At 73.0% G+C, this 25,958-nt stretch carries 23 protein-coding genes and 2 tRNA genes; 11 read left to right on the top strand and 14 right to left on the bottom strand.

What is annotated here, in order from left to right:
* Positions 1–136: 136 nt before the first annotated feature.
* On the bottom strand, positions 137–502 hold the full coding sequence (locus ABZZ79_RS27330) for an MmcQ/YjbR family DNA-binding protein (protein WP_356693014.1): 366 nt from the start codon (positions 500–502) through the stop codon (positions 137–139).
* A 435-nt stretch (positions 503–937) separates the two neighbouring features.
* On the opposite strand from ABZZ79_RS27330, the gene ABZZ79_RS27325 reads away from it, so the two are divergent.
* From ABZZ79_RS27325 to ABZZ79_RS27305, 5 genes are all read left to right on the top strand, one after another.
* Entirely contained in the window at positions 938–1,117 is a 180-nt protein-coding gene (locus tag ABZZ79_RS27325) for a hypothetical protein (RefSeq protein WP_356693012.1), read from the top strand.
* Positions 1,114–1,407, top strand: coding sequence for a Dabb family protein (locus ABZZ79_RS27320; RefSeq protein ID WP_356693010.1), 294 nt, complete (start codon positions 1,114–1,116; stop codon positions 1,405–1,407). Before ABZZ79_RS27325 ends, ABZZ79_RS27320 begins: the two co-directional genes overlap by 4 nt.
* A gap of 130 nt (positions 1,408–1,537) precedes the next feature.
* Positions 1,538–2,401: an RNA polymerase sigma factor SigF gene (locus ABZZ79_RS27315; RefSeq protein ID WP_356693008.1), complete on the top strand. Its 864-nt coding sequence runs from the start codon at positions 1,538–1,540 to the stop codon at positions 2,399–2,401.
* 532 nt (positions 2,402–2,933) lie between these two features.
* The gene (locus ABZZ79_RS27310; RefSeq protein ID WP_356693006.1) at positions 2,934–3,845 is read left to right on the top strand and encodes an RNA polymerase sigma factor SigF; all 912 of its coding nucleotides are present in this window, start codon (positions 2,934–2,936) and stop codon (positions 3,843–3,845) included.
* Between the two features lie 605 nt (positions 3,846–4,450).
* Positions 4,451–4,741: a hypothetical protein gene (locus ABZZ79_RS27305; protein ID WP_356693004.1), complete on the top strand. Its 291-nt coding sequence runs from the start codon at positions 4,451–4,453 to the stop codon at positions 4,739–4,741.
* A gap of 27 nt (positions 4,742–4,768) precedes the next feature.
* Here the strand turns inward: ABZZ79_RS27305 and ABZZ79_RS27300 are convergent, their stop codons facing one another.
* The gene (locus tag ABZZ79_RS27300) at positions 4,769–4,963 is read right to left on the bottom strand and encodes a hypothetical protein (protein WP_356693002.1); all 195 of its coding nucleotides are present in this window, start codon (positions 4,961–4,963) and stop codon (positions 4,769–4,771) included.
* Between the two features lie 273 nt (positions 4,964–5,236).
* Between ABZZ79_RS27300 and ABZZ79_RS27295 the strand changes: the two genes are divergently transcribed.
* The 3 genes from ABZZ79_RS27295 to ABZZ79_RS27285 all read left to right on the top strand — a co-directional run bounded on the left by ABZZ79_RS27295 (position 5,237) and on the right by ABZZ79_RS27285 (position 8,876).
* A complete protein-coding gene (locus tag ABZZ79_RS27295) occupies positions 5,237–5,734 on the top strand; it encodes a MarR family transcriptional regulator (RefSeq protein WP_356693000.1) in 498 nt (165 codons plus the stop codon).
* Positions 5,735–5,747: 13 nt separating this feature from the next.
* A complete protein-coding gene (locus ABZZ79_RS27290) occupies positions 5,748–8,246 on the top strand; it encodes an MFS transporter (protein ID WP_356692998.1) in 2,499 nt (832 codons plus the stop codon).
* Between the two features lie 162 nt (positions 8,247–8,408).
* On the top strand, positions 8,409–8,876 hold the full coding sequence (locus tag ABZZ79_RS27285; RefSeq protein WP_356692996.1) for a PPOX class F420-dependent oxidoreductase: 468 nt from the start codon (positions 8,409–8,411) through the stop codon (positions 8,874–8,876).
* Positions 8,877–8,879: 3 nt separating this feature from the next.
* Here the strand turns inward: ABZZ79_RS27285 and ABZZ79_RS27280 are convergent, their stop codons facing one another.
* The 6 genes from ABZZ79_RS27280 to ABZZ79_RS27255 all read right to left on the bottom strand — a co-directional run bounded on the left by ABZZ79_RS27280 (position 8,880) and on the right by ABZZ79_RS27255 (position 14,738).
* On the bottom strand, positions 8,880–9,632 hold the full coding sequence (locus ABZZ79_RS27280; protein ID WP_356693255.1) for a TetR/AcrR family transcriptional regulator: 753 nt from the start codon (positions 9,630–9,632) through the stop codon (positions 8,880–8,882).
* Positions 9,633–9,821: 189 nt separating this feature from the next.
* Positions 9,822–11,345, bottom strand: a complete 1,524-nt coding sequence (locus tag ABZZ79_RS27275) for a hypothetical protein (protein ID WP_356692994.1) — start codon at positions 11,343–11,345, stop codon at positions 9,822–9,824.
* Positions 11,342–12,082 (bottom strand): response regulator transcription factor, encoded by a 741-nt coding sequence (locus tag ABZZ79_RS27270; protein WP_356692992.1) that lies wholly within the window; start codon positions 12,080–12,082, stop codon positions 11,342–11,344. The genes ABZZ79_RS27275 and ABZZ79_RS27270 overlap by 4 nt, the downstream gene beginning before the upstream one ends.
* Before the next feature lie 78 nt (positions 12,083–12,160).
* The gene (locus tag ABZZ79_RS27265; RefSeq protein ID WP_356692990.1) at positions 12,161–12,565 is read right to left on the bottom strand and encodes an antibiotic biosynthesis monooxygenase; all 405 of its coding nucleotides are present in this window, start codon (positions 12,563–12,565) and stop codon (positions 12,161–12,163) included.
* 108 nt (positions 12,566–12,673) lie between these two features.
* Entirely contained in the window at positions 12,674–13,549 is an 876-nt protein-coding gene (locus ABZZ79_RS27260; RefSeq protein ID WP_356692988.1) for a DUF2797 domain-containing protein, read from the bottom strand.
* A gap of 109 nt (positions 13,550–13,658) precedes the next feature.
* The gene (locus tag ABZZ79_RS27255; protein WP_356692986.1) at positions 13,659–14,738 is read right to left on the bottom strand and encodes a Bro-N domain-containing protein; all 1,080 of its coding nucleotides are present in this window, start codon (positions 14,736–14,738) and stop codon (positions 13,659–13,661) included.
* A 208-nt stretch (positions 14,739–14,946) separates the two neighbouring features.
* On the opposite strand from ABZZ79_RS27255, the gene ABZZ79_RS27250 reads away from it, so the two are divergent.
* Positions 14,947–15,357 carry a hypothetical protein gene (locus ABZZ79_RS27250; protein WP_356692984.1) on the top strand — a complete coding sequence of 137 codons (411 nt, stop codon included), beginning with the start codon at positions 14,947–14,949 and terminating at the stop codon, positions 15,355–15,357.
* On the opposite strand, the gene ABZZ79_RS27245 is transcribed toward ABZZ79_RS27250, so the two are convergent.
* Together ABZZ79_RS27245 and ABZZ79_RS27240 are read right to left on the bottom strand one after the other, a co-directional pair.
* Positions 15,354–19,721, bottom strand: coding sequence for a PAS domain-containing protein (locus ABZZ79_RS27245; protein ID WP_356692982.1), 4,368 nt, complete (start codon positions 19,719–19,721; stop codon positions 15,354–15,356). The genes ABZZ79_RS27250 and ABZZ79_RS27245 overlap by 4 nt on opposite strands.
* A gap of 258 nt (positions 19,722–19,979) precedes the next feature.
* Positions 19,980–20,456 carry an SSI family serine proteinase inhibitor gene (locus ABZZ79_RS27240; protein ID WP_356692980.1) on the bottom strand — a complete coding sequence of 159 codons (477 nt, stop codon included), beginning with the start codon at positions 20,454–20,456 and terminating at the stop codon, positions 19,980–19,982.
* A 192-nt stretch (positions 20,457–20,648) separates the two neighbouring features.
* Between ABZZ79_RS27240 and ABZZ79_RS27235 the strand changes: the two genes are divergently transcribed.
* Positions 20,649–20,739: transfer RNA gene (locus ABZZ79_RS27235), tRNA-Ser, on the top strand.
* Positions 20,740–20,918: 179 nt separating this feature from the next.
* On the opposite strand, the gene ABZZ79_RS27230 is transcribed toward ABZZ79_RS27235, so the two are convergent.
* Positions 20,919–21,470, bottom strand: coding sequence for a hypothetical protein (locus ABZZ79_RS27230; RefSeq protein ID WP_356692978.1), 552 nt, complete (start codon positions 21,468–21,470; stop codon positions 20,919–20,921).
* Between the two features lie 370 nt (positions 21,471–21,840).
* Here ABZZ79_RS27230 and ABZZ79_RS27225 point away from each other — a divergent pair.
* Positions 21,841–21,913: transfer RNA gene (locus ABZZ79_RS27225), tRNA-Arg, on the top strand.
* A gap of 140 nt (positions 21,914–22,053) precedes the next feature.
* On the opposite strand, the gene ABZZ79_RS27220 is transcribed toward ABZZ79_RS27225, so the two are convergent.
* The 3 genes from ABZZ79_RS27220 to ABZZ79_RS27210 form a co-directional block, all read right to left on the bottom strand.
* Positions 22,054–23,733 (bottom strand): long-chain fatty acid--CoA ligase, encoded by a 1,680-nt coding sequence (locus ABZZ79_RS27220; RefSeq protein WP_356693253.1) that lies wholly within the window; start codon positions 23,731–23,733, stop codon positions 22,054–22,056.
* 139 nt (positions 23,734–23,872) lie between these two features.
* Complete coding sequence (locus ABZZ79_RS27215; protein ID WP_356692976.1) at positions 23,873–24,439, bottom strand: SigE family RNA polymerase sigma factor; 567 nt, start codon at positions 24,437–24,439, stop codon at positions 23,873–23,875.
* Positions 24,440–24,664: 225 nt separating this feature from the next.
* Entirely contained in the window at positions 24,665–25,816 is a 1,152-nt protein-coding gene (locus ABZZ79_RS27210) for a lipid-transfer protein (protein WP_356692974.1), read from the bottom strand.
* Positions 25,817–25,958 lie beyond the last annotated feature (142 nt).

Here is a 25,958-nt window from a genome sequence, read left to right as displayed (position 1 = left end):
GCGTGTGTCGGTACCGAAAGGAACGCCGGTGAACGGCCCCGGATCACGCGTTCAGATCCCTCCGCCACCGCTTCGCAGAGGGGGCCCGTCGAAAGACGGGCCCTTCTCGTGTGTGCGGGGTGGGTCGCGGCCGCCGTCAGCGCGGCAGGGGTGGTTCTGGGTCCGTGCCCAGATGCGCGCGGGCCACCGAGGCGGGCACGCACATGCGCCACGCGTCGGTGACCAGTTCGGCCGCCTCGCTCTCGTCGAGCGCGGCGAGGCGGACCTCGACCCAGTTGTAGCGCAGGTCCGAGGCGCGGGGCAGGAGGAACTTCTCCGGGGCCGAGGCGACCAGGTCCGCCCGCTCCTCCTTGGGGAAGGCGAAGCCGAGGACGGTCTCGTCGCGGGAGAACGCCAGGTAGACGATCCGGCCGATGCGGAACTTCACACGGTCGTGGATCAGATGCTCCTCGGTGCGCGGCAGCGCGAGCGCGAGGCGCCGTACGTCGTCGACGGTGACCATGGCGGCCACCGTACGCCGCAGGCGACGAGGAGACGGCCCGCCCCGGAGGAGGCCTGCCACGAGGACGGGGAGGCGGTCCCGGGGGTCTGCCATGAGGGCGGGTGAAGCGGTCCCGGAGGAGGTCTGCCACGAGGGACGGGGAAGGCGGTCCCGGGGGAGACCGCCTTCCCCGACGGAGGCCGGCCCTCCAGCACGCGCCGGGTGACGGGGGAGTGTCCCGGCACGCACCCCGCAGTGAGGGCCCGTCCCGCACCCCGCCGGACCGTTGCCGGACCGCCGGGACACAGCCCCATCGTGCGCGCCGTGCCGGGCCCCGGGCAGGTGGCGAAAGGCCCTGGACCATGGGCCGTTGGTCCTTAAATACGCCGTGAAGTTACACTCACCGCCGGCGAACAGGGGTTCGTGGGCCAGAGGCAGGCGACAGGGGAGGCCGCGGTGGCGGTGAATGCGAAGAAGATCGCCGTCTATGTACTCGTCGTCTTCATCCTGTACTTGATCATCACGGACCCGGCCAAGGCGGCCGACTACGTGCAGATAGGGTTCGAGGGCATATCGGAGGCCGCCAAGGCCATAGGCGACTTCATGACCTGGGTCGCCAACGGAGGTGACTCATGATCCGCCACCTGGTGCTGTTCAAGCTGAACGAGGGCGTCGACCGCGACGACCCGCGCGTCGCCGAGGGCGAGAAGGCCTTCCAGGCGCTGGAGGGCGAGATCGCCGAGATCCGCCACTGGGAGCTCGGCTGGAACCTCAGCGACCGCCCGATCGCCTACGACTTCGCGATCAACTCCGCCTTCGACGACGCCGAGGCCCTGCGCCGCTACGCCGAGCACCCCGCGCACCAGGCGGGCGTGTCCCTGTGGCGGGAGTTCGCCACGTGGGTGATCGCCGACTACGAGTTCTGACGTCGGACACTTCGGCCCCGCACCGCAATGGTGCGGGGCCATTGTGCGTCTTATGCCACAACTTACCCCCAACACGGAGTTTTGCGGTGCTTGCACACAGTGGGCATGTCTTGTGATGCTATGACCGCTTTTGACGGATGAGTTGACCGATGAAGAGGTGGCGTTGACCGTGTCGGCCAGTACTGCGCCACCCCAGGAAGAGGCTCCCGCTCCGGCCACTCCGCAGCGCAGCCGGGGCGCGGACACCAGGGCGCTGACGCAGGTGCTCTTCGCCCAGCTCAAGGACCTCCAGCCGGGCACGCCGGAGCACGACCGGGTGCGCGGGGCGCTCATCGAGGCCAATCTCCCGCTCGTGCGCTACGCCGCCGCCCGCTTCCGCTCCCGCAACGAGCCGATGGAGGACGTCGTCCAGGTCGGCACCATCGGGCTCATCAACGCCATCGACCGCTTCGACCCCGACCGGGGCGTGCAGTTCCCGACCTTCGCGATGCCGACCGTCGTCGGCGAGATCAAGCGCTACTTCCGCGACAACGTCCGCACCGTCCACGTCCCGCGCCGGCTCCACGAGCTGTGGGTGCAGGTCAACGGCGCGACGGAGGACCTGACCACGTCCTTCGGGCGCACGCCGACCACGGCCGAGATCGCCGAGCGGCTGCGCATCACCGAGGACGAGGTGCTGTCCTGCATCGAGGCGGGCCGCTCCTACCACGCGACCTCCCTCGAAGCCGCGCAGGAGGGCGACGGCCTGCCCGGCCTGCTGGACCGTCTGGGCTACGAGGATCCCGCCCTGGACGGCGTCGAGCACCGCGACATGGTGCGCCATCTGCTGGTCCAACTCCCCGAGCGGGAACAGCGCATCCTGCTGCTGCGCTACTACAGCAACCTCACACAGTCGCAGATCAGCGCCGAGCTAGGCGTGTCCCAGATGCACGTCTCCCGGCTGCTCGCCCGCAGCTTCCAGCGCCTGCGGATGGCCAACCGCATCGACGCGTAGGGACATCCGGGCCGTCGCACAGGGCCCACTCCGGCTCTCACGACCACCGCCGCACCGGAACCCACCCGGCCGTCACAACCACTGCCGCACCGGAACCCACCCGGCCGTCACAACCACTGCCGCACCGGAACCCACCCGGCCGTCACGACCACTGCCGCACCGGAACCCGCCCGGGTCCCACAGAAGCCCACCCGGCCCGCGACCGCCGCCGCACAGGACTCCGGCCCCAGCCCTCGCGGCCGTCATGAGCGCCGCCTCAGGCGTCTAGAACGCCCGGACGACCCCTCACCTGCGAGAGCGAATCGTCCACCAGCGCGGTTGTCGCGAAAATTGTGCTGAAGAACCGTCACACCCCCTGCACCCAGGGCTGATTCGCATCGTGGATATCGACATGTCTCTACAGCGTGTTGCCGACATGTGACATTCTTCCGGAAGCGCGTTTGCCGTGGCTCCGGCTCCGGTATTCAGGTGAAGGCTGCGCTCCTCGCCACGGGGAGCCGGCCGCGACCGTCCGCGACCCAAAGGGGGTGGCATGTCCGCAGATCAGGGCAGCTCGAAGGTGCTCACGCTCACGAAGAGCGAGTCCGCGCCCGACGCCGCGTTCGACCATGCCGTGGTCCTTGTGGCCGCGCCGGCCCAGGACCTCCCGGCCGCCACTGTTCCGGCCCCGCCGGCCTCGGGGGACATCGACACCCGCACCCTCTCCCGCTCGCTGTTCCTGCGGCTCGCCGCCCTCGACCAGGACAGCCCCGAACGTGCCTACGTCCGGGACACCCTGATCGAGCTCAACCTCCCCCTCGTCCGCTACGCCGCGGCCCGCTTCCGCTCGCGCAACGAGCCGATGGAGGACATCGTCCAGGTCGGCACCATCGGGCTGATCAAGGCGATCGACCGGTTCGACTGCGAACGGGGCGTGGAGTTCCCGACGTTCGCGATGCCGACGGTCGTGGGCGAGATCAAGCGCTTCTTCCGCGACACCTCCTGGTCGGTCCGCGTCCCGCGCCGCCTCCAGGAGCTGCGCCTGGCCCTCACCAAGGCCAGTGACGAGCTGTCCCAGAAGCTGGACCGCTCGCCCACGGTCGGTGAACTGGCCACCGTACTGGGCGTGTCGGAGGAGGACGTCGTCGACGGCCTCGCGGTCGGCAACGCCTACACCGCCTCCTCCCTGGACTCCCCCGCCCCCGAGGACGACGGCGGCGAGGGCTCCCTGGCCGACCGCCTCGGCTACGAGGACACGGCCCTGGAGGGCGTGGAGTACCGCGAGTCCCTCAAGCCGCTGCTGGCCAAACTCCCGCCCCGTGAGCGGCGGATCATCATGCTGCGCTTCTTCGCCAACATGACCCAGTCCCAGATCGGCGAGGAGGTCGGCATCTCCCAGATGCACGTCTCCCGCCTGCTGACGCGCACGCTGGCCCAGCTGCGCGAGGGCCTCATCTCGGACTGAGCCGGGCGTGGGGCCCGTACCGGCCCCCTCGGGCCGGCCGACGCGGACACCCACGGCCCAAGCGCCGCACGAGACTTCTTATCTGACGAGGCGTCAGCCATTGTGCGCGATGCTTCGAGCGAGCTGGACCCATACGACACCCGGCCGTCGACGCGCCCTGCTGTGCGCGTCGACGGCCGTCGTCTGCGCGGGCGGCCTGGCGCCGGCCGGGTGCGGCGGCGGGAGCGGCGGCGGCTATACGGCCGTAGGAGCGCCGGCCCCGCGGGCGGCGACGGCGCCGACGGGCGAGGTGACGCTGACACCGCTGGACGGGGACGGCGGGCCGGGAGGGCCCGGGATCCGCCGGACCGGGCGCACCGGAGGCCGCGACCGGGCCGGGCGGCGGGGGCATCGAGAACTCGGGGGTGCGCGCCGGGGCGCCCTCCGCGACCACGCCCGCCGGTCCGGCCGTACCGTCCCGCGGTACCGCACCGGACGGCGGTACGGCACCGGGGACTCCCGGACCGGCGAAGCCGTCGAAGCCCTCCGCGCCGGCCACACCGTCCGGGCCGCGCACGCCCGAGCCGACCGGCCCCACCACGCCCGCCGGGCCCGCCGTCCTGAGCGTGGGCGAGCCCGAGCGCAAGGCGGCGGCCGAGCGCTGGTGCGAGAAGGTGACGCTGGAGCCGCGCAACACCGGGGGCACCGCGGTGCGTTCGGGCACGGTGACCTTCGGCACGCACATCATCGGCGCGCTCGGCGTCGACTGGGGCACGGTCGAGTCGGCCGAGGAGCTGCCGGCGCCGATCGCGCCCGGGGCGCGCGAGGAACGCGCCTGGACGGTGTGCGTCGACGCCTGGCGAGTGCCGCTCGGCATGCACGTCGAGACGCGGGACGTCTCGGTGGAGTGGAGCTGAGCCGCGGCCGCTCGGGGCCGCGGGCCGTTACTTCAGCGCGAGCCAGGCGACCGCCGCGACGACCGCGATCGCGACCACGACGCCGAGGATGAGACCGACGCGCGGGCCGGAGGAGGCCTGCTGCGGGCCGGCGGCCTGCGGGGCCTCGTCGACGAACGCGCGGAACATCTGGGTGCTGCCTGCGGGGTCGTGGTTGCCCTGCGGGTTCTGGGTGTTGGCCATGGGCCGCGAGCCTAGCGAATCGCCGGGCGCGGCCCAAGCGCGGGGCCGCGGGTGGTTTTGGGACGGGCCCGGCTGCGGGTCCTTGGAGCCGGCCGCGCGGTCCCCCGCGCCACCTGCGGTCCGCTCGCCGGAGGTCGGCACGGGCTCGGCCGCGCGTTTTACGGTCGCAATACTTGCCTTTGCTAACTTTTTGCGCCCTCCCCGCCCAATTCATTTGCCTACAGCAACCATCTTTCCTCTATGGTTGCCCTAAGCAACAAACTGGGGGGTGTCATGGCCGAGCAGGGGCTGTACGAGGAACTCGCCCGCCAGCTCAGCGCCATCGGCGCCGTGAAGCGGGGCCTCGCGCGGATCATGCCCGAGCAGTGCCCGGCCGGCTCGGCGGCGGTGCTGACGCTGCTGGACCGCTACGGGGACATGCGGATGAGCCGGCTCGCGGAGCTGCTCTCCGTGGACATGTCCGTGACCAGCAGGCATGTGGCGCATGTGGCCGCGCGCGGCTGGATCGAACGCTCCCCGGACCCGGCGGACAAGCGCTCGCGCATCCTGCGCCTGAGCGCCGCGGGCCGCGAGCAGCTCGACGAGCTGTCCCGGCGGACCACCCGCCTGCTGGCCACCCGGCTCGACGACTGGAGCGACGACGAGGTCGGCCAGCTCATCCGGCTGATGACCCGGCTGCGCGACAGCTTCGGCGACTGCCGGGTGCACAACGCCGAGTCCACCCCGCCCGACGTACCCCGGACCACCCGTACACCCGCGGAAGCAAGATAAGAGAAGGAAACCCATGGCAACGACCACACCGACCGGTGTGCGGGCCCACGCCAAGCACGGGGGAGGCTCCTCCGACGGCGCCGCGATGACCCACCGCCAGATCATGGAGGCGCTCTCCGGGCTGCTGCTCGGCATGTTCGCCGCCATCCTGTCCTCGACCATCGTCTCCAACGCCCTGCCGGAGATCATCAAGGATCTCGGCGGCGGCCAGAGCGCCTACACCTGGGTCGTCACCGCGGCCCTGCTGTCGATGACCGCCTCGACCCCGCTGTGGGGCAAGCTGGCCGACCTGGTCAGCAAGAAGGCGCTGGTGCAGATGGCGCTGGTCATCTACATCCTCGGCTCGGTCGTCGCGGGCCTCGCCCAGAACTCCGGCATGCTGATCGGAGCCCGGGTGATCCAGGGCCTCGGCGCCGGCGGTCTGACCGCGCTGGCGCAGATCATCATGGCCGCGATGATCTCCCCGCGTGAGCGCGGCCGGTACTCCGGCTACCTCGGCGCGACGTTCGCGGTCGCGACGGTCGGCGGCCCGCTGGTCGGCGGCGTGATCACCGACACCGACTGGCTCGGCTGGCGCTGGTGCCTTTACGTCGGTGTGCCGTTCGCGCTGATCGCGCTGGTCGTTCTGCAGAAGACGCTGCACCTGCCGGAGAACCGCCGCAAGGTGAAGGTCGACTGGGCCGGCGCCTTCTTCATCACCGCCGCCGTCAGCCTGCTGCTGATCTGGGTCACCTTCGCGGACGACAAGTACGCCTGGCTGTCCTGGCAGACGTACGCCATGGTCGGCGGCGCGCTCGCGCTCGCCCTGGTGTTCCGGCTGATCGAGACCCGGGCCGCCGAGCCGATCATCCCGCTGCACCTGTTCCGCAACCGCACCATCACGCTGGCCTCGATCGCCTCTCTGTGCGTCGGCATCGCGATGTTCGCGGGCACGGTGTTCTTCAGCCAGTACTTCCAGCTGGCCCGTGACAAGTCCCCGACCATGTCGGGCGTCATGACGATCCCGATGATCGCCGGCCTGTTCGTCTCCTCCACGGCCTCCGGGCAGATCATCACCAAGACCGGCAGGTGGAAGGCGTGGCTGGTCAGCGGCGGTGTGCTGCTGACCGCGGGCCTGGGCCTGCTGGGCACCATGCGCTACGACACCGACTACTGGAGGATCGCCGCGTTCATGGCGGTCCTCGGCCTCGGCCTCGGCATGATGATGCAGAACCTGGTCCTCTCCACCCAGAACCAGGTCGCCCCGCACGAGCTCGGCGCCGCCAGCTCGGTCGTCACCTTCTTCCGCTCCCTGGGCGGCGCGGTGGGCGTCTCCGCGCTCGGCTCGGTGATGACCACCCGGATCACGCACCACGCCGAGGACACCATCGGCCGGCTCGGCCCCCAGCAGCAGGCGGCCGCCGCCAAGGCCGCGGGCTCCGGACAGCTCCCCGACATGGACCTGCTGCCCACGCCCGTCCGCACCTGGCTGGAGGGTGCCTACGGCCACGGCATCGCCGGCGTCTTCCTCTACATCACCCCGATCGCGTTCCTCGCGTTCCTGGTCACCCTCTTCATCAAGGAGGTGCCGCTGCGCACGAGCGGGGCGCTGGCCCAAGCCGCGGCGGCTTCCGCCACCCCCGCCCCGGCTAGCGCCGGCGGCGCGAGGACCCCGCGGGGGCCGCTCGCACCCGGCAACGAGACCCGCTCGGGTGGTGCGGACGGGAACCCGACGGCCGCGGGCGAGGCCGCGGCCGCGAAGCCCGCGACCGGCGGCACGCCCGTGCACGGCTTCGTCCGCGGAGCCGAGGACGCGCCCGTGCCGCGGGCCGCGGTCACGCTGATCTCTCCCTCGGGCCGCCGGCTCGGCCGGTCGGTGGCCCGGGAGGACGGCTCGTACACGCTCGACGCGCCCGGCGCCGGGTCGTACGTCCTGATCGCCGCCGCCGACGGCTTCCAGCCACAGGCCTCCACGGTCGTCGTACGGGACGAGCCCCTGGCCCACGACATCGTGCTCAGCGGCACCGGCGGGCTGGCCGGCGAGGTGCGCGCGGCCGAGGACGCGCGGCCCGTGGCCGGCGCCATGGTCGTCGTCACCGACGCGCGCGGTGACCTGCCGGCCACCCGGGCGACCGGGGAGCGGGGCGAGTTCGCCTTCACCGAGCTGGTGCCGGGGACGGTGACCGTCGCGGTCAGCGCCGCCGGGTTCCGGCCGCACGCCCTGCCCGTCGAGGTCGACGGCACCGGCGAGACCCGCGTCGGGATCGAGCTCTCGGCCCTCGCCCGGGTCCGTGGTGTCGTACGGGCCCCGCACGGCCCGCTGGCCGACGCCCGGGTGACGCTGCTCGACGCGGCGGGCGACGTGGCCGGCACGGCGACGACCGGGGCGGACGGCACGTACGCCTTCACCGGGCTCGACGGCGGCGAGTACACGGTCGTGGCGACCGGCTACCCGCCCGTGGCGACGCCCCTCACGGTCACCGGTACCGGTGCGGACGGCCACGACATCGCGCTCGCCCACCCGGGCGAGTAGGTCACGAACCCCGGCCCGTGGCGGCCGTGCGCTCCGAGCGGAGGCGCACGGCCGCCGCGGGCCGGTCCTCCCCCCGGCGCGGGGGGACCGTACGTACGACTCTCGTGGCGGGTCCGCGGCGCGCGGCCGTGCGGTCCGGCACGCTGCCCCTAGGCTGACGTCATGGCACCCAACATCGCGACCAACACCCGTGTCTCCCTGGACGAGTTGCTGGACTTCGTGCGGCCCCGGCACCGTGCGATCCTGCTCACCCGGCGCGCCGACGGCAGCCCGCAGGGCTCACCGCTGACCTGCGGCGTCGACGACTCGGGCCGCATCGTGGTCTCCACCTACCCGGAGCGGGCCAAGACCCGCAACGCGCAGCGCGACGAGCGGGTCAGCGTCATCGTGCTGAGCGACGAGTGGAACGGGCCGTGGGTCCAGGTGGACGGCACCGCCGAGGTGATCGACACCCCGGACTCCGTGGAGCCGCTCGTGGAGTACTACCGCAACATCGCGGGAGAGCACCCGGACTGGGACGAGTACCGCGCGGCCATGGTGAAGCAGGGCAAGTCGATCATCCGGATCACACCCGAGCGGTGGAGCCCGGTGGCGACCGGCGGCTTCCCGGCGCGGCTGGTGGCGGAGTAGGCGTCAGCCGCGGCGGACCATCGCCTCGATGCCCGCGACCAGCAGATCCAGGGCGAACTCGAAGTCGTGGTCGAGGAACTCGGCGACGGTGGCGTCGCCCCGGGCCTGAAGGATGTCCCGCGACTCCTCGATGACCTCGGCGGCCTCGGGGGCCTCGGTGACCGCGCTCATCGCCTCGGCGTGGTACTCGTCGGGCGTCATCCCGGCGGCCTCGACCCGGGAGAGGAAGTGGGCCTCGATCGTGCTGTAGCCGTACACGAACTGGAAGACGGCCGAGATCGCGCCGGTCACCCCGTGCGCGGGCAGGCCGCTGCGGCGGATCACGCGCTGGACCGTGCGGGAGAAGGCGAGCGCGTTCGGACCGACGTTGAGATAGCGGCCGGAGAGCGGCGACATCCAGGGGTGGCGCAGCAGCAGCGCGCGGTACCGCCGGGCCAGCGCGCGCAGTTGTTCCCGCCAGTCCTCCCCGCCCTCCGGGTCGGGCAGCGGCAGCTCCCCGTACGCGGAGTCGAGGGCGAGTTCGAGCAGATCGTCCTTGGTGTCGACGTACCAGTACACGGACATCGCGGTCACGCTCAGCTCGGCCGCCAGCCGGCGCATGGAGAACCGCTCCAGCCCCTCGGCGTCCAGCAGCCGTACGGTCGTCCCGGTGATCCGCCCCCGGTCCAGCCCGGACGGCTGGCCGCCGCCCTGCCTCCGGCGCCGCGCCTTGTGCCCGAACCAGACGCTGGTCCGCCCTTCGGCCGGCTTCACCATCGGCGCACCTTCCTCGACTGCGGTCACTTGAAAGGATGCTAGGCGGCTGCGGCGGGGGCGCGGGACGGCGCCCGACCCGCCGCGGACGACCGGCCGCCGACCCATCGCCGAGCCGTCCCGGCCGGTGGGCGGCCACCGACATGGTTGTACCCCGCGCAGGCCTTCTCCGCGGGGTACGACCAGGCCGCGTCAGCCGCCGCTCGCCTCCCGCGTGAGGTCGTAGAAGGTGGCCGAGCCGACCGTGACCTCCTTGAAGGTGTCCTGCACCCATTCGCTGATCTGGGACGACGTGCTCGAACGGCCGCCACCGCCGGGGCCCGCGCCGCCGCCCGTTCCGCCGCCCGAGACGAAGTAGTGGATCTTCCCTTCCGCCACGTACTTCTTGAACTCGGCCAGGGTCGGGCACGGGTCCGTGCCGTTGAAGCCGCCGATCGCCATCACGGGCTCGCCGGTGGCGAGCTGGTAACTGGCGGCGTTCTGGGCGCCGATGGCCGCCGCGGCCCAGGTGTGGTCCTCGGCGTCGGCCTCCAGCAGCTTCCTGGCCTCGTCGTCGACGTCGGCGCCGCCGAGGAGGCCGCCCATGCCGCCGCGGCCGCCGCCCGTGGGGCCGTCGCCGCCCGTGCCGCCGGGGGCGGTGGGCAGGCCCTGGTTGTTCTGGCCTTGGCCGTTCTGGCCTTGGCCGTTCTGGCCGTTCTGGCCCGGGAGGCCGCCGCCGAATCCGCCGGTCGGGGGCCGGCCCGTCCGGCCGCCCTGCTGACCGCCTTGCCGGTTCTGGCCGCCCTGCCCGGGGAAGCCGCCGCCGCCCGGTCCGCCGCCGGGCATCCCGCCGCCGAATCCGCCCCGGCCGCCGGAGACCGCCGGACCGGCCGTGACGATCGAGCCCGAGGGCGTGTTGAGGGCGGCGCCCACCCGGCCGACCTCGGTGTGCGGGTCGCACTCCGACTCGGGCACGCGCTCGTCGAGGTTCACCTCGCCCGCGTGCAGGGGGAGTTCGGAGACACGGGTGGCGGTGGCGGCGACCCTGCGCAGGGGACGGGTGGCCACGCCCACCATGACCGTGCCGGCCATGCCCGCGGCGACGAGCGCGGCCGCCGTGACGCTGGCCTCGATGAGGATCAGCGTGCCGAGGGTGCCGCTGACCTCCTCGGTCGGGAGGGCGACGTAGTAGCCGCGGGTGCCGTCGGCGCTGTCGCGGTACTCGACGCGGTACCGGCCGAGGCCGGGCAGGTCGACGGTGTGCTGCTCGCCGTCCTGGGCGACGGAGTTGAGCGCGGACTGCTGGGCGCTGTCGAGGCCGTCGGCCGCCATGCCGCTGATGTCGGTGCTGTCGTCCGACTTCTCGCCTATCCGGGCGTCGGTGACGAGGCCGTCGCGGACCTCGGCTATGACCGTGCCGGTGGGCTGGGGGCCGCGCTTGACGAACTCGTCGAGGTCGAGGGTGGTGTCGTGGACGACGGTGTTGTTCTGGCCGGGCGGGCGGTCCGGGCCGGCGCCGGGCGGTTTGCCGAAGCCGCCGGCGCGTGCCGCGGCCTCGCGGAGCTGCCCGTCGAGCTGCTCGTACAGATGCGAGCGCAGGGCGAGCGTGGTGACCGTGCCGATCACCGCGCAGACGACGGCGATCAGCGTCACGGAGGCGACGACGAGCCGTGTCCGCAAGGTGCGCGGCTGCCCTTTCGGACGCCGCCGCGGACGCGTCCGCCGCCGCCCGGTCATGACGCCGCGGGCTTGATCAGATAGCCGGCCCCGCGCCGGGTGTGGATCATCGGCTCCCGCCCGGCGTCGATCTTGCGGCGCAGATAGGAGATGTACAGCTCGACGACGTTGGCCTGGCCGCCGAAATCGTACGACCAGACACGGTCGAGTATCTGCGCCTTGCTGAGCACGCGCCGGGGGTTGCGCATCAGGAAGCGCAGCAGCTCGAACTCGGTGGCGGTGAGGTGGATGCCGTCCCCGCCCCGGGTCACCTCGTGGCTGTCCTCGTCGAGGGTGAGGTCGCCGACGACGAGCACGGAGTCGGAGCGGCGGTCGGCCGCGCCGGTGCGCCGGATGAGCCCGCGCAGCCGGGCGACGACCTCCTCCAGGGAGAACGGCTTGGTGACGTAGTCGTCGCCGCCCGCGGTGAGCCCCGCGATCCGGTCCTCGACGGCGTCCTTGGCCGTGAGGAAGAGAACGGGGACGTCGGGCAGCTCCCGCCGCAGCCGTCCGAGCACGGCCAGACCGTCCATGTCGGGCAGCATCATGTCGAGCACGACGGCGTCGGGCCGGAACTCCCGCGCGGTCCGGACGGCACCCTGGCCGTCGCCCGCGCTCCTGATCTGCCACCCCTCGTAGCGCAGGGCCATGGACAGCAGCTCGGTGATCGACTGCTCGTCGTCCACCACCAGCACGCGGACGGGGCTCCCGTCCGGCCTCAGCAGTTCGGTGCGCCCCTGGGGCGAGGTCGTGGTCATGCTGGACACCATGTCGGTGTCCTCTGAGAGCACGCTTTCCCGAAGCTGTGAATTCTCTTAGAAACCCACAGATGGCTCTCAGGGGGTGAACGGGGGCCGGACGGACGCCCTCTCGAAGGCGCGGCTGTGCTCGACCCTGGCGATGTGCAGGGTGTACCGCTCGTACCAGTTCTCCCTCCCCCGCTCCTTGGCGGCACGGTGATCGGCGTTCGCCCGCCAGCGCTCGATACCGGCGAGATCCCGGAAGTACGCGACGGTGATCCCGAACCCGCCCTCGGTGCGCGCCGAGTCCTCCCCGAGGTACCCGGGTATCTCCCGCACGAGTTCCGCCATGCGCTCCGCGGTCTCGGCGTATCCGTTGTCTCCGTGGGTGCGCACGGACGTGAAGATGGCGGCGTAGTAGGGCGGTTCGTACGCGGCGACGGGTGAGACGGCAGGCGTGACGACCGGCGTGCCGACAGGTGTGACGATGTCTTCGCTCATGACCCTCACGATGCCTGTGCACGGCCCTGTCGATCTACGGACCTTGCCGAAAGGGATCCGTGCGGGATCCAACTCTTTACCTTCACCGCGTGATTGCCCGCCCGACGCTCAGAACAGCTCGTCCTGCTGGTGCGGGGACGACTTGAACTCCTTCAGCGGGAAGGAGAGTTCAGCCGGAGCCGCGGCGGTGCCGAGGTCCCAGCCCGTCATCAGTCTGGTGTCCAGGACGACCACGCCACGTCCGGTCGCCAGATGCAGATCGGGGCCGGCGGCTGCGGTCAGGGTGCCGCTGAGTACGCCGCCGGGGATCAGCTCGGTGATCTCGCCGAGGGCGGGCGGTGCCGTCTGGAGGCCGAAGATCTCCATGTGGTCGACCGGGTCGAAGGGCTCGCGGGCCAGCGACTCCGGCCACTCGGCCAGTGACAGCGCGCGGGCGTGCAGAGGGCCGATCTCTGCGGACCGCTCGGCCTCCGTCGCCGGGAGCAGGGCCCGCACGGCCCGCTTCTCGGCGTAGGGGATACGGTCCGGCACGCGCAGGGCCGCCCGCAGGAGCTCCTCCGTGCGCCGGGCCGCCATCAACGGGCCCGAGCCGAGCCAGCTGAAGGAGACGGCACCTTGCTCCAGCAGCCGCGCGGAGCCGCGCTCCAGGGCCGTGATGCCGACCTTCACCAGGCCGGGCCCGAACCAGGCCAGATAGACGTGGTACGGCCGAGGGTCGTCCGCGATCGTGTCCGCGGCCACGGAGTGCGCCCGGTCCAGCCGCGCGCACTCCTCGCACCGCGCGCCGGTGGAGCGCCCCGACACCACCGCCCCCACCGGACACGCGTGCCCCCTGGCCCCGACACACCCCCGCTCACCCCCCTCCACGACCCCGAAGGCGACCCGCTTTCCCCAGGCCAGCGCACTGCGCCGCCCGCCGCCCCACACGAGCACCGGCCCGTCCACCGACCACCGCAGCCCCGAGCACTTCCACGCCTGTCCCATCACTCGTGAGGGTAGAGGTCACCACTGACAACGCCCCTGCGGCGGCCGGACGCGCTACGGTGGGCAACGGCCCGAAGCCGCAAGCTCTTATTGCGACTTCGGGCCTTCTTCACGGCAGCAGGTACACCGGCGTCCCGTCCTCCCCGCACCCGCTCTGCCGCATGCACCCCCGCTTCAGCAGCATCCGCACACAGTCCACGACCCGCTCCACCGTCAGCCCGGTCCGCTCCGCGACGTCCTCGACCCGGCACCGCGCCTCTCCACGTACCAGGGCCGGCGCGAGATACGCCGCCACCGCGTGCACGTCGTCGGTCACCACGAGGTTCCTCGCACGCCAGGTCGCGAGCAACTGCTGCGCAGTGACGGCGGGGATGCCCTCGTCGCGGCGGCCGGGGGCCTCGATCCGGTCGGCGAGACGGTCGAGGGTGTGGGCGATGCGGTGCAGGGCGTCGGCCATGGAGCTCTGCAGGCGCGTGTTCTCGGTCTGCAGGCGCGTGTTCTCCGTCCGCAGGCGCAAGTGCTCGCCGTGCAGGCGGATCTCTTCGGTCCGCAGACGAACCTGCTCCGACTGCAGACGCACCTGTTCCGACTGCAGACGCACCTGCTCGTCCTTCAGCCGCACCCGCCCGGCCAGTGCCTCCGCGAAGACCTCGTCCGCGCGGATGTTCCGCTCCTCCAGCCGCACGATCGCGTCGGCGACCTCCCGCGGCATGGCGTAGGCCGTGCCACCGGTGGGAGCGGGCTGTACGGGGGCGGGTTCGAGGCTGTAGGAGCCGTCGCGCTGGATGGTGACGATGACTTCGGAGACCCAGAGTTTGAAGGGTTCGCATTCGGGTTTGGTGCAACCGTTCACAAGCTGGATGAGGCCCTGAAGGTTGACCAGTTTGACAGACCGCTGAAGCCTGTGAGCTGCCAGTTTGCTCAGGGTGTCGCTTGTAGCGACACCCTGTGCAATCTCGCTCAGCGACTTCTGCAAACTGGGACTGACGTGCAGTCGCAAAGCATGCCGGGTGTTCGAGTAGCCGAGATGGCGCGCTGCGTCGACCGCGGGAAACCAGTGTTCTCCCTGCGGCGTGGTCAGCCTCCGCACCCGCGCCCCGGTCGCCGCGAACACGAAGTCGTCCACATCGATCGCGCCCCGCTGCATGGCCGCCGACTGCTCCGGCGGAACTTCGTAGTGCTCGTACATCGAGCATCACCTCCACCCGTGACGCTAGGGACGCCCCACCCCCAACCACCCCCCATAGAAAGCACGTTCACCCGATAGGTGACAGACGTATCGATTCGGCGGGAAGTGCCGGCCAGAGGCCGGCGCCCACCGGCCCGGAGGAAGTACTCGGACGGAACTGAGTACCCGCGCCCTGGCCGGGTCCGTCCACGGCCGACACGCTGGAGGCATGGAACAACGACGAGCGGGACTCGTGCGCGAGCCGATGGTGGGCCTCGTTCTGGCGGGGGTGGCCGCGGTGGCGTGGGCGGGCTGGCTGGGCTGGGACCAGCAGCGAGACGTACAGGCTGACGGCTCGACGACGGGTCCCTACCAGGCATGGCAGGTGATCGGTCTGGTGCTGACGCTTCTGGGGCCGCTGTACTGGGCGGCGTCCCGGCGCCACATCGGCGCCGCGGTCGCGGGCATCCCGCTCGGACTGACCGTCTGCGCCTACGTCGACTGGTCGGACGACGCCAGCGGCCTCTTCGTGATCGGCGTGGGCATGGTGCTGCTGGGCAGCCTGGCCGCGACGGCGGCGGTCACCGCCGTGGCGGCCAGGGCCGGAAGGGCGACAGCTCCTCGCGGAGACAGGCTCTAGTTGGTCCCGATCCGGGCCAGCAGGTCGACGATCCGGTCCTGGACCTCCGCGCTGGTGGAGCGCTCGGCGAGGAAGAGGACCGTCTCGCCGGAGGCCAGCCGCGGCAGGTCCGCCGGGTCGACCGCGGCCGTGTAGACGACCAGCGGAGTCCGGTTGAGCTGCCCGTTCGCGCGCAGCCAGTCCACGATCCCGGCCTGGCGGCGGTGCACCTGCATCAGGTCCATCACCACGAGGTTCGGGCGGAGCTGACCCGCCAGCGTGACCGCGTCCGCGTCGCTCGCGGCCCGCGCCACCTGCATCCCGCGCCGCTCCAGCGTCGCCGTCAGCGCCAGCGCGATCTCCGCGTGCTCCTCGATCAGCAGCACACGGGGCGGGTGCTGCTCGCTGTCCCGCGGCGCCAGCGCCTTGAGCAGGACCGCGGGGTCGGCGCCGTACGCCGCCTCGCGCGTGGCCTGTCCCAGCCCGGCCGTCACCATGACCGGCACCTCGGCGGCGACGGCCGCCTGCCGCAGGGACTGCAGTGCCGTACGGGTGATCGGCCCGGTCAGCGGGTCGACGAACAGCGCGGCCGGGAACGCGGCGATCTGCGCGTCCACCTCCTCGCGCGAGTGCACGATGACCGGCCGGTAGCCGCGGTCGCTCAGCGCCTGCTGGGTCGAGACGTCCGGCGCGGGCCACACCAGCAGCCGCCGCGGATTGTCCAGCGGCTCGGGCGGCAGCTCGTCGTCCAGCGGCTGCGGGCGCGGGGTGTCGGCGACCTCGACGGCACCGCCGGGACCGTCCAGCGGCTCGGGGCCCTCGGCGGCGTTCTCGTCCGGTGCTCCTATGGCGTACGACCGTCCGGCGCCCTCGGACGCCTGCGGGGCAGGCAGCGGCTGGCCGGCGGCCGGGACGGGCGGGACGACCGGCTGCTCGGCGGGCGGGTGGGGGCGCGCCGCCTGCTCGGGGCGGGCGGCGGACTGCTCGGGGCGCCCGGCCGGGTCAGGGGGCGTGCCGAGCTTGCGGCGGCGTCCGGAACCGCTGGGGTTGTGCGGGGCGGGGGTGGCCGTGGGGAGCGGCTGCTGCACCTGCTCCGCCTGCCGTGCGAACGGCACGCCCTGCCCCAGGGTGCGCACGCTTATGGCACGGCCATGGGTGGCGTTGGGGTCCAGTGGTGCGGAGGCCTCGGCGGGCAGCGGCAACGGCAGCGCGCCTGCGGGCTGCGAGCCGCCGGGACCTGCGGGGTTGCCGGGCTGGGGGCCACCGGCGGGCCACGGCTGCGGCGTGGGGGTGCCGGCTGCGGGCGTGGCCTGGTCCGGGGCGCCCACTGCGGGAGCGCCCTGCGCGGGAGCGCCCTGTGCGGGAGTGCCCTGTGCGGGAGTGCCCGCCGCCGGGGTGGCCTGCGCCGCCGGGGCCTCGGCGGGTAGCGGGGCGGCGGCCGGGAGCGGCTGGGCCGGGGCGGGGGCCTGCTGGGCAGCGGTCGCCTGCGCCGGGACGGCCTGCGCCTGCACCGGCGGGACTGCGTGGCCGTGGGTGCCCTGGGCGGGGAGCGGCTGGGCCGGGGGCAGCGGGGTGCCCGCGCCGGGGGTGCCGTGCGCCGGGGCCGTCCGGGCGGCGGCCGCCCGGACCGCCGCGACGGACTCGCCGTGCGTGCCCTGGGCCGGGACGGTTGCCTGGCCCGTCGTGGTGTCGGGGCGGCCGGGGACGGCCTGCGCGGGCGTGCCCGTGCCCTCGGCGGGCTGGGCCCCGGCCCGGCGGCGCCGACCGGTGGGCGCGGTGGTGGGGTGCGGCTGGGGCGGGGTGTGGTCGTCGGCGTGGCCGTGCGCAGGCGTGTCGTGCCGACCGGAGTGGTCCTCGGACGGCCCGGAGCCAGGGAGACCCTGGGCCGGGACGGGCATCGCCGCGGGTGCCTGGGCGGGCACCGGCATGGCACCCGGAAGCGCCATGGCCGCGGGAGCCGCGGGGGCTCCGCCGGGGGCAACCGGGTGCGCGGGAGCCGCCGCGCCCGGCGCCGCGATGTCCTCGGCCGGCCGGTCGGCCTCGGCGGGCGGCAGCGCGAACACGGTCCGGGGAGCCGCCTCCTGCGCGTCCGCCCGTTCCTGTGCGGCGGCGAGGGCACGCCGGCGACGCCCGGTGGGCTGCTGGGCCCCGGCGGGCTCCAGGGCGGCGGCCTCGGACGGTTCGGAGGCGATCGCGGGCAGGGCCGGCGGCAGCGCGTGCTGCTCGGCGCCACGACGGGCCCGCCGCCCGGCGGGCTGCGCGTCCCCGGCGGGCACGCCCTGCGGCGGCACCGTCCCGCCGAGGCCGTTCCCGGCGGCCGCGGTGCCCGCGGCGTGCTCGGCGGCGGTCACCACGGCGCCCTCGGAGACGCCCGCGGCCAGGGCGGGAAGCAGCCCGCCCGCGGCGCCGGTGACGGCTTCCGCGCTCGCGCCGCCCGCACCGTCCGCGGCACGCCCACGGCGGCGGCCGGTCCCGCCGGAGGCCTCCGTGGTCTCGGCGGGAACGAGCTGCCGCGGGGCGTTCTCCTCGGCGGCCGCGCTACGGCGGCGCCGCCCGGTGGGCGTGCCGGACTCGGCCTCGGCGCCGGCGGGGTCGCCCGCGCCCTGGACGTCGCTCTCCAGGAAGGCGTCGACGGAGGACCGCCGGGCCCGCCGCCGCCCGCCGCCGGAGGTCTGCTGGGCCTCGGCGGGAGCGATCTCCCGGAGCTGCGCGGCGACGGCACCCGCGCCGCCGCCGATGGGCACCTCCAGGACGTACGCGCTGCCGCTCATGCCCGGCACCTCGTGCGTCTGCAGGACACCGCCGTGGGCCCGCACGATCCCGCGCACGACCGGCTCGTGCACCGGGTCGCCCCCGGCGTACGGCCCGCGCACCTCGATGCGGACGACCTCGCCGCGCTGGGCGGCGGCCACGACGACGGTGTTGTCCATGTAACCGCCCGCGGACACGGGCGCGTTGCCGGTGGCGTCGACGCCCGCGACATCGGCGACCAGATGCGCCAGCGCGGTGGCCAGCAGCACCGCGTCGACCTCGGCCTCGATGGGCGGCGCGTGCACGGCGAACTGCACCCGCCCCGGCCCGATCAGCTCGACGGCCCCGTCGACCCCGGCGGCCACGACGGAGTCGAGCATCACCTTCGTACGGGAGACCTCGGCGCCGCCCGCGTCGAGGCGCTGGTAGCCGAGGACGTTGTCGATGAGGGTGGTGATGCGGGAGTAGCCCGCGGAGAGGTGGTGCAGAACCTGGTTGGCCTCGGGCCACAGCTGTCCGGCGTCGTCGGCGGCGAGCGCGGCCAGCTCGCGGCGCAGCTGGTCCAGCGGGCCGCGCAGCGACTGCCCGAGGAGCGTCTGCAGCTGCTCGTGCCGGGCGGCGAGTGCCTCGTAGCGGTCCTTCTCCCGCTCGGCGAGGGCGGCGTACCGGTCCTCGCCGGCCGCCAGCTCCTCCTGGTGCGCCTCGGTCAGCTCCTCGATCTCGGTCACATGCCGCTGGCGCAGCGCGGTGAGGTCGGCGGCGTGTTCCTCGGACAGCCGCTCCAGCTCCTCGGCGTGCGCCTGGTCGGAGGCGGTCTTCTCGTCGGCGAGGATGTCGTAGGGACGGCGGTCGGCGAAGGTCATGACGGCGCCGACGAGCTGGTCGCCGTCGCGCACGGGAGCGGTGGTGAGGTCGACCGAGACCTTGTCCCCGGACTTGGACCACAGCACCTGTCCGCGCACCCGGTGCTTGCGCCCCGAGCGCAGGGTGTCGGCCAGCGGCGACTCGTCGTACGGGAAGGGTGAGCCGTCGCCGCGCGAGTGCAGGACGAGGGTGTGCAGCTCCTTGCCGCCCAGGTCGCTGGCGCGGTAGCCGAGGATCTGCGCGGCCGCCGGGTTGACCAGGACGATCCGGCCGTCGGTGTCGGTGCCGACGACGCCCTCGGACGCGGCCCGCAGGATCATCTCGGTCTGCCGCTGCGAGCGGGCGAGCTCGGCCTCGGTGTCGACGGTGCCGGTCAGGTCGCGGACGACCAGCATCAGCAGCTCGTCGGCGGCGTAGCCGTAGTTGTCGTAGGCCTGCTGGCCGTTCTCCAGGTTCGCGCTGGTGACCTCGACCGGGAACTCGGAGCCGTCGGTGCGGCGGGCCGTCATCCGGGTGGGCCGGGTACGGGCGCGCGGGTCGACGTGGTCCGGGCGGCGCATGGAGCCCGGGATCAGCTTGGAGTCGAACTCCGGGAGGAGATCGAGCAGCCCGCGCCCGACGAGTGCCGTACCCGGCGCCTCGAACGCCTCCAGCGCGATGGTGTTCGCGTTGACGACGGTCCCGTTCGCGTTGACCAGGACCAACGCATCGGGAAGGGCGTCGAGTATGGCTGCGAGGCGAGCAGCGCCTCGGGATGGCCTGCTGCTCACGGAACGCTTCCTCCCTGTTACCGCACCTTGCCAACCGCTCGGGCCATCTTGCCAACCGGCCCGCGGGGTGTCACGCGAGGGAGTCTAAGGGCTGCGGTTGCGCTCGCGACGCCCGATGCGAGAGACGTCGCACTCCCCGGGGACGGGCGGGTGCGGGGCGGGTACGCCATCGGCACCGCCTCTCCACCCGACCTCTACAGGGCGGCCGCACGGCCACGGTCGTTCGCGGCCGGGCGGTCCGGGCGGTCCGTGTGCCGGTCAGGCGCCGGGCGAGGGCAGCAGCGGGACGAACCGGTCCCAGCGCTCGATCTCGCAGCCGTTGCTGCGGTCGAACCGCGCGTCGACGGGCCGGCCGGCCCAGGTGCCCGTGACATGGGCGGTGGCGGGACCGCCGTACAGCATCGTGCAGAAGCTGTCGTCGGGCACGGGCGCGAAGGTGTCCTTGCCCCATTGGGTGTTGCGGTCCAGGGCGGCGCAGGCGGCGGCCGGGTCGGGGTGGCTGCCGCCGCCGGGATGGCAGTCGAGCTCGTACGTCCGCGCCGCCCGCTCCGGCCCGTCCTGGACGGTGACAGTGAGGTGGTCGGGCCGGTCCTCGTGGCGCGCCGGGGGCGGCACCCTCGGTGACGGTACGGCGGGGGTGGCCGAGGACGTGGCGGACAGCGAGCCGAGCGCGGCGAGCGAGAGACCGGCGGCGACGGCGAACCGCCGCAGGGCGCGGGGGGAGACGTAGGACATGCCCTGCCCAACGCGCCGGGGCGCCTTACGTTGCGCGGCGGCCGCGAAGGGAGTGCGACGTGCGGACACCCGGAGGGAAGCCCTTTGCCCTGTGGCCCGCCCGCCTAGTACCGTGGGAGCCGATTGGTGGCACGACGCTCGACTGTGTCATCATCTGCACGCAGCGTTCGCGCTCGCGCGAGTGGTTGTGCTGGAGGCGTCGCCTAGTCCGGTCTATGGCGCCGCACTGCTAATGCGGTTTGGGTTTTAAAGCCCATCGAGGGTTCAAATCCCTCCGCCTCCGCTCTGTACTCAGGGAGTTCAGCCGATGATCGGCCGGACTCCCTGAGTCGTTTCCGGCGCATGGTTCTCCGAGGCCGTCTCGGTCCTGCCGCGGACGGGAGCCGACGAGCCGACGGTGTCGTCGCTCATGGCCCCCTCGCCCGCCTGCCCGCGCTGATCGGACGTACCCGCGGAACGCTCTCACCCTGGCACGCTTTCGAGCCCCGGGAACTCGCCCAGGCGCGCTTTCGAGCCCCGGGAAAGGGACTCGACGGCCGGGCCACGACGGACCCGCCGGGCGCGGAGGCCGGGCGGGTCCGACGGTACGTGCGCTCCGCGGCGGGTCAGGATCAGAACTGCGGGCGGGCCGAGCTGATGGCGTCGGTAGCCGTACTCGGCGGCCTCGCGGGGGTCGACGACCCCGAAGACACGGGAGTTGACGGGGCGGGCGGGAGTCCGGGCCCGCTCCGGCGGGACGTACCGGAACCCGTACCGCGCCATGCACCGCACGGCGAGCTCGTCCTGCGCCCGCGCCAGGAGACTCTGGTCGGCGGGCTGCCGGTCGTAGGCGTCCAGCGGGAAGACGAGGCGGTCGGTGGCGGCCGGCGCGGGCGCCGCGCCGGCCGAGGGCCGTGCCGAACCGGCCGCGGCCCTGCCGTCGTCGGGGCCGCCGTCCCCGTCTCCGCCGCCGCAGCCGCTGACGAGCAGCATCCCGGCGCCGAGCCCGGCCCCGAACAGACGGCGGAGCGGCACGGACCGGCGAGTGGGGGGGCACGGCGGGTATGCGTGTCCTGCTGCTGGGCGGTGGGGGCGCTGAGCAGTGATCACCCAAGTGCCCGAGCCGGGACCTGTCCACTGCCGCGGAGGACGGTCGACCGGGCGGCGCGATTCAGCGCGCACTCCCACTCTCGCGAAAGCCCTGTGACCCCTGTCACGAGCCTTGCCGAAACGGCCCGCACGACCCTTCGCCACGGCCTCGGCCCACACTCGCCCGATTCGGCGTTTTCGCAGGCCAGAAGGGGTTTACCTAATGGATTTCACATGTCGGCGGCAGTCATGTAATGTTCTTCCTGTCGCCGCGAGCGGGCCGAATGGACCGGGAGCGGGACGGAAAACAGAACAAGCACTCGTAGCTTAACGGATAGAGCATCTGACTACGGATCAGAAGGTTGCAGGTTCGAATCCTGCCGAGTGCACATCGGCGAAAGGCCCCGGAGCGATCCGGGGCCTTTTGCATGTGCGCGTTTCCGGCGGTGAGTTGGGAGCGCCGGAGGTTGCACGAGAAGCAGCCCCTGACGCCGCGCGCCGGGGCTGCTTCTCGTACGGGTGCTGCGGGTCAGTCGAGGCTGGTGACGTCCAGGGCGCCGTCGGCGTACTGGCGGCGCAGGACCTTCTTGTCGAACTTGCCCACGGAGGTCTTGGGCACGGACTCGATCAGGGTCCAGCGCTCGGGGAGCTGCCACTTGGCGATGCCGCCCTGGTCGGCGAGGAAGGTGCGCAGGGTCTCGAAGTCGGCGGTGGAGCCCTCCTTCAGCACGACCGTGGCCAGCGGGCGCTCGCCCCACTTGTCGTCCGGGACGGCGACGACCGCGGCCTCGGCGACCTCCGGGTGGGCCATCAGGGCGTTCTCCAGCTCGACCGAGGAGATCCACTCGCCGCCGGACTTGATGACGTCCTTGGCGCGGTCGGTGAGGGTGAGGAAGCCCTCGGGAGAGATGATGCCGACGTCGCCGGTCTTCAGCCAGCCGTCCTCGCTGAACTTGTCGGCGGGGCGCAGGGGTTCGGCGTCGGGGCCGTTGTAGTAGGCGCCGGCGATCCACGGGCCGCGGACCTCCAGCTCGCCCGCGGACTCGCCGTCCCAGGGCAGCCGCTCGCCGCCGGGGCCGGTCAGCCGGGCCTCCACGCTCGCCGGGAAGCGGCCCTGGGTGATGCGGTAGCCGAACTCGTCCTCGGTGCCGACCGCGTGGGCCGGCGGGCGGGCGATGGTGCCGAGCGGGGAGGTCTCGGTCATGCCCCACGCGTGACAGACACGCATGCCGAGGCGGTCGAAGGCCTCCATGAGGGCGGGCGGACAGGCCGAGCCGCCGATCGTCACCTGACCGAGGTGGCTCACCTCGCGCGGCCGGGCGGTCAGCTCCGCCAGCAGGCCCTGCCAGATGGTGGGGACGGCGGCGGCGTGGGTCGGCTTCTCCGACTCGATCATCTCGGCGAGCGGGGCCGGCTGGAGGAAGCGGTCCGGCATCAGCATGTTGACGCCGGTCATGAAGGTGGCGTGCGGCAGACCCCAGGCGTTGACGTGGAACTGCGGGACCACGACCAGGGAGGTGTCGTGGTCGGTCAGCCCCATCGACTGGGCCATGTTGACCTGCAGGGAGTGCAGGTAGATCGACCGGTGGGAGTAGACGACGCCCTTGGGGTCGCCGGTCGTGCCGGAGGTATAGCACATGGCGGCGGCCTGGCGCTCGTCCAGCTCCGGCCAGTCGTAGGAGGTCGGCCTGTCCGCGATCAGGTCCTCGTACTCGTGGACCTGCACGGCGGCGCCGTCCAGCAGGGAACGGTCGCCGGGGCCCGACACCACCACGTGCTCCAGCGGCTTCAGATGCGGCAGCACCGGGGCCAGCAGCGGCAGCAGGGAGCCGTTGACCAGGACGACCCGGTCGGCCGCGTGGTTGACGATCCAGATCAGCTGCTCGGCGGGCAGCCGCAGGTTGAGGGTGTGCAGGACCGCGCCCATGGAGGGGATCGCGAAGTACGCCTCGACATGCTCGGCGTTGTTCCACATGAGGGTCGCGACCCGGTCGTCGTCGCGCACGCCCAGCTCCTCGCGCAGCGCGTGGGCGAGCTGCGCCGCGCGGGCGCCGATCTCCGCGTAGCTGCGGCGATGCGGCTCCGCCTCACCGGTCCAGGTGGTCACCTGCGATGTCCCGTGGATCGTGGATCCATGGGCCAGGATCCTGGAGATCAACAGCGGTACGTCCTGCATGGTGCTCAGCACGGCGTCCTCCCGGGGCGACATTGCCAACGCGGCGGTAAGGGGTGCGCTGATTCTGCTCACATACCAAGCGGTATGTCACTAGGGAGTAATGATCGATCAGGTGACGTTCTGCACGCGGACACCGTCCGGCCGGGCCCGGGAAGCCCCTGTCAGCCGGTCGTCAGCGGACAAATCCCAGCTCGGAGTCCTCGCGCAGCTTGCCCAGCGCCCGCGACACGGCCGATTTCACCGTGCCCACCGACACGCCGAGCACCTGGGCCGTCTGGGCCTCGCTGAGGTCCTCGTAGTACCGCAGGACGACCATCGCCCGCTGACGGTCGGGCAGCTTCATGACCGCCCGCCACATCGCGTCGTGCAGCGCCTGCCGCTCGGCGGTGTCGGCCTCGGCGGGCAGCGGCTCGGGCTCGGGCAGATCGTCGCAGGAGAACTCGTCGACCTTGCGCTTGCGCCACAGCGAGGTGCGGGTGTTCACCAGGGCGCGGCGGACGTAGCCGTCCAGCGCGCGGTGGTCCTCGATCCGTTCCCAGGCGACGTACGTCTTCGTGAGCGCGGTCTGCAGCAGGTCCTCGGCGTCGTTCGGGTTGGACGTCAGCGACCGCGCGGTGCGCAGCAGCACCGGCCGGCGGGCCTGGACGTACGAGGAGAACGACGGGTACGTCGCGTACGGCAGCGCCCGCCTCGCCGGTCCGGCGGACTCCGGGGCGCTGGTGCAGACGAGTGTGGTCATGTCCTCAACGCTAGGGACGGAGCCGGACGTGCGGATCGCCCGCAGGGACCGAAGCGCGGTCCCTCTCAGGTTGTAGTGGTGGGGCCTGCTGCACCTCCTGTAGGTGGACCGGGGGTGGAGAGGTAGTACGGGGTGGCTCAGGGTCCACCCTGACAATCCGGCCGTACGGGACGCGGGGTTCCGGCGCCCGTGGCCTGTGGACGCCCTCGTGCGGGGCGTGGGGGCTCAGTCGTCCGCCGCCAGGACCAGGCCCGAGGTCGGCACCCCCGTCCCCGCCGTGACCAGGACCCGTTCCGCGCCCGCGACCTGGTTCACCGCGGTTCCGCGCAGTTGGCGGACCGCCTCGGCGACGCCGTTCATGCCGTGCAGATACGCCTCGCCGAGCTGGCCCCCGTGGGTGTTCAGCGGCAGCCGTTCCTCGGCGACGTGGGCGGCGCCCTCGCCGGGCCCGCAGAACCCGTACGCCTCCAGTTGCATGAGCACGAACGGGGTGAAGTGGTCGTAGAGGATGCCCACGTCGATCTCGCCCGGCCCGAGCCCCGCCCCGCGCCACAGCTGCCGGGCGACGACCCTGGCCTCCTCCAGCACGGCCGGGTCGCCGCGGTGGAAGCCGGTCAACTGCTCCTGGCCCCGGCCCGCGCCGCCCTGGGCCGCCGCGGCGATGACGGCCGGCGGGCGGGGCAGGTCGCGGGCGCGGTCGAGCGAGGTGACGACCAGTGCCTGGCCGCCGTCGGTCTCCTGGCAGCAGTCGAGGAGCCGCAGCGGCTCGGCGATCCAGCGCGAGGCGGCGTGGTCGGCGAGGGTGATGGGGCGGCCGTGGAAGTGCGCGGCCGGGTTGGCCGCCGCGTACCGCCGTGCCGCGACGGCCACATGCCCGAAGACCTCGGGGGTCAGCCCGTGCGCGTGCAGATAGCGCCGAGCCGCCATCGCCACCCAGGAGGCCGGGGTGAGCAGCCCGGCCGGCATCACCCAGCCGAGCGCGACGCCCTCCGCGGTCGCCTCGCTGTGCCGCACCCCGGCGCCGAAGCGGCGGCCGGAGCGCTCGTTGAAGGCGCGGTAGCAGACCACGACCTCGGCCGCGCCCGAGGCGACGGCCATCGCCGCCTGCTGCACGGTCGCGCAGGCGGCGCCGCCGCCGTAGTGCACGCGGGAGAAGAAGGACAGCCCGCCGATGCCGCAGGCCTGGGCCACGGTGATCTCGGGGCTGGTGTCCATGGTGAAGGTGACCATGCCGTCGACGTCGGCGGGGGTGAGTCCGGCGTCCGCGAGCGCGGCCCGCACCGCCTCGGCGGCCAGCCTGAGCTCGCTGCGCCCGGAGTCCTTGGAGAACTCGGTCGCGCCGATCCCGGCGATCGCGGCCCTGGCGGGAGTGCTCACCAGGTCACCTCCACGGTGGCCGTGACATGCCGCCCGACGGCGTTGGCCCCGGAGAACTCGGTCGCGCCGATCCCGACGATCACGGCCCTGGCGGGAGTGCTCACCAGGTCACCTCCACGGTGGCCGTGACATGCCGCCCGAC

This window comes from Streptomyces sp. NPDC006458 (assembly GCF_040612135.1).
Lineage (GTDB): Bacteria > Actinomycetota > Actinomycetes > Streptomycetales > Streptomycetaceae > Streptomyces.
The sequence above is the reverse complement of the archived record's forward strand: the minus strand, read 5'-3'. Positions and strand labels throughout refer to the sequence as shown.

What these genes read in the sequence shown, in the direction of transcription:
- ABZZ79_RS27280 (WP_356693255.1), bottom strand. Translation starts at nt 9,632, where the DNA reads ATGGTGAAGCCGGCCGAAGGGCGGACCAGCGTCTGGTTCGGGCACAAG.
- ABZZ79_RS27290 (WP_356692998.1), top strand. Translation starts at nt 5,748, where the DNA reads ATGGCAACGACCACACCGACCGGTGTGCGGGCCCACGCCAAGCACGGG.
- ABZZ79_RS27265 (WP_356692990.1), bottom strand. Translation starts at nt 12,565, where the DNA reads ATGAGCGAAGACATCGTCACACCTGTCGGCACGCCGGTCGTCACGCCT.
- ABZZ79_RS27330 (WP_356693014.1), bottom strand. Translation starts at nt 502, where the DNA reads ATGGTCACCGTCGACGACGTACGGCGCCTCGCGCTCGCGCTGCCGCGC.
- ABZZ79_RS27215 (WP_356692976.1), bottom strand. Translation starts at nt 24,439, where the DNA reads ATGACCACACTCGTCTGCACCAGCGCCCCGGAGTCCGCCGGACCGGCG.
- ABZZ79_RS27250 (WP_356692984.1), top strand. Translation starts at nt 14,947, where the DNA reads ATGGAACAACGACGAGCGGGACTCGTGCGCGAGCCGATGGTGGGCCTC.
- ABZZ79_RS27300 (WP_356693002.1), bottom strand. Translation starts at nt 4,963, where the DNA reads ATGGCCAACACCCAGAACCCGCAGGGCAACCACGACCCCGCAGGCAGC.
- ABZZ79_RS27310 (WP_356693006.1), top strand. Translation starts at nt 2,934, where the DNA reads ATGTCCGCAGATCAGGGCAGCTCGAAGGTGCTCACGCTCACGAAGAGC.
- ABZZ79_RS27220 (WP_356693253.1), bottom strand. Translation starts at nt 23,733, where the DNA reads ATGTCGCCCCGGGAGGACGCCGTGCTGAGCACCATGCAGGACGTACCG.
- ABZZ79_RS27275 (WP_356692994.1), bottom strand. Translation starts at nt 11,345, where the DNA reads ATGACCGGGCGGCGGCGGACGCGTCCGCGGCGGCGTCCGAAAGGGCAG.
- ABZZ79_RS27320 (WP_356693010.1), top strand. Translation starts at nt 1,114, where the DNA reads ATGATCCGCCACCTGGTGCTGTTCAAGCTGAACGAGGGCGTCGACCGC.
- ABZZ79_RS27270 (WP_356692992.1), bottom strand. Translation starts at nt 12,082, where the DNA reads ATGACCACGACCTCGCCCCAGGGGCGCACCGAACTGCTGAGGCCGGAC.
- ABZZ79_RS27255 (WP_356692986.1), bottom strand. Translation starts at nt 14,738, where the DNA reads ATGTACGAGCACTACGAAGTTCCGCCGGAGCAGTCGGCGGCCATGCAG.
- ABZZ79_RS27260 (WP_356692988.1), bottom strand. Translation starts at nt 13,549, where the DNA reads ATGGGACAGGCGTGGAAGTGCTCGGGGCTGCGGTGGTCGGTGGACGGG.
- ABZZ79_RS27285 (WP_356692996.1), top strand. Translation starts at nt 8,409, where the DNA reads ATGGCACCCAACATCGCGACCAACACCCGTGTCTCCCTGGACGAGTTG.
- ABZZ79_RS27240 (WP_356692980.1), bottom strand. Translation starts at nt 20,456, where the DNA reads ATGTCCTACGTCTCCCCCCGCGCCCTGCGGCGGTTCGCCGTCGCCGCC.
- ABZZ79_RS27295 (WP_356693000.1), top strand. Translation starts at nt 5,237, where the DNA reads ATGGCCGAGCAGGGGCTGTACGAGGAACTCGCCCGCCAGCTCAGCGCC.